Source organism: Arthrobacter sp. ZGTC212 (assembly GCF_002929255.1).
GTDB classification, from domain to species: domain Bacteria; phylum Actinomycetota; class Actinomycetes; order Actinomycetales; family Micrococcaceae; genus Arthrobacter_B; species Arthrobacter_B sunyaminii.
Map to the genome: position 1 here is coordinate 1 of NZ_PJIJ01000010.1, position 1,916 is coordinate 1,916.

Consider the following 1,916-nt stretch of genomic DNA (forward strand, 5'->3'; position numbering starts at 1 on the left):
GAGCGATGGCCCTTCCATACAGAACCACCGGATCACTATGTCCGTCTTTCGACCCTGTTCGACTTGTTGGTCTCACAGTCAAGCAAGCTTATGCCATTGCACTCCGCGTACGGTTACCAAGCGTACTGAGCTTACCTTTGAAAGCCTCCGTTACCTTTTTGGAGGCGACCACCCCAGTCAAACTACCCACCAAACAATGTCCTCGGCATAACCGAGTTAGAAACCGAATACAGAAAGGGCGGTATTTCAAGGTTGATTCCATGACTCCTGGCGAAGCCACTTCAACATCTCCCGCCTATCCTACACATCCTGTACCCAATTCCAATGTTAAGCTATAGTGAAGGTGCATGGGGTCTTTCCGTCCCGTTGCGGGTAATCGGCGTCTTCACCGATACCACAATTTCACCGAGCTCATGGCTGAGACAGCGCCCAGATCGTTACACCATTCGTGCAGGTCGGAACTTACCCGACAAGGAATTTCGCTACCTTAGGACCGTTATAGTTACGGCCGCCGTTCACCGGGGCTTCAATTCAAAGCTTCGCTTGTGCTGACTTCTCCTCTTAACCTTCCGGCACTGGGCAGGTGTCACCCCCTATACATCGTCTTGCGACTTAGCAGAGAGCTGTGTTTTTGTTAAACAGTTGCCCCTCCCTCTTCACTGCGGCTCATCAAAGATGAGCACTCCTTCTTCCGAAGTTACGGAGTTATTTTGCAGAGTTCCTTAGCTACAGTTGTCTCGCTTGCCTTAGGATTTTCTCCTTGACCACGTGTGTTCGTTCTAGGTACAGGCAGTTAATTATTAATGTTAGAAGCTTTTCTTGGAAGCGTGGAGTCATATACTTCGTTACTAGGCGAACCGTTCACTCCCCATCACACTTCAACGTTAATACAACACGGATTTGCCAATGTTGCCGTCTTTGTGCTTAGCCCGGGACAACCAGCACCCGGGATATACTATCCTTCTCCGTCACTCCATCACTAATTAACTGGTACAGGAATATCAACCTGTTGTCCATCGACTACGCCTGTCGGCCTCGCCTTAGGTCCTGACTAACCCTGGGTGGACGAACCTTGCCCAGGAAACCTTGGTCAAACGGCATGGAAGATTCTCACTTCCAAACGTTACTCATGCCGGCATAATCACTTCCAAGCGCTCCACCAGTCCTTACGGTCTGACTTCATCACCCTTGGAACGCTCCCCTACCACTGTACTTGCGTACAATCCGTAGCTTCGGTGGTAAACTTAAGCCCCGGTACATTTTCGGCGCAGAATCACTCGACTAGTGAGCTGTTACGCACTCTTTAAATGATGGCTGCTTCTAAGCCAACATCCTAGCTGTCTGTGCAGTTCCACATCCTTACACACTTAGTTTACACTTAGGGACCTTAGCTGACGATCTGGGCTGTTTCCCTCACGAGCATGGACCTTATCACCCATGTTCTGACTGCTATGCACAAGTTATGGCATTCGGAGTTTAATTCTAATCAGTACCGCTAGGTGCAGCCATCATAGATTCAGTGCTCTACCTCCACAACAATTCACATAACGCTATCCTTAAAGATATATCGGGGAGAACTAGCTATCTCCGGGTTCGATTGGAATTTCACCGCTAGCCACAAGTCATCCAAAGTCTTTTCAACGAATACTGGTTCGGTCCTCCATTAGGTTTTACCCTAACTTCAACCTGCTCATGGCTAGATCACCCGGTTTCGTGTCTACTACTGCATACTAAACGCCCTATTAAGGCTCGCTTTCACTACGGCTCCATCTATATCGACTTAACCTCGCATGCAATAGTAACTCGCCGGCTCTTTCTACAAAAAGCACGGTATCACCCATTAACGGACTCTACCTTCTTGTAAGCATATGGTTTCAGGATCTCTTTCACTCCCCTCTCGGGGTGCTTTTCACCTT

1 rRNA gene is annotated in these 1,916 nt (G+C 48.7%); it reads right to left on the reverse strand.

From position 1 onward, the window contains the following. A 23S ribosomal RNA gene (locus tag CXQ89_RS17605) occupies positions 1-1,916 on the reverse strand; the annotation flags it as partial.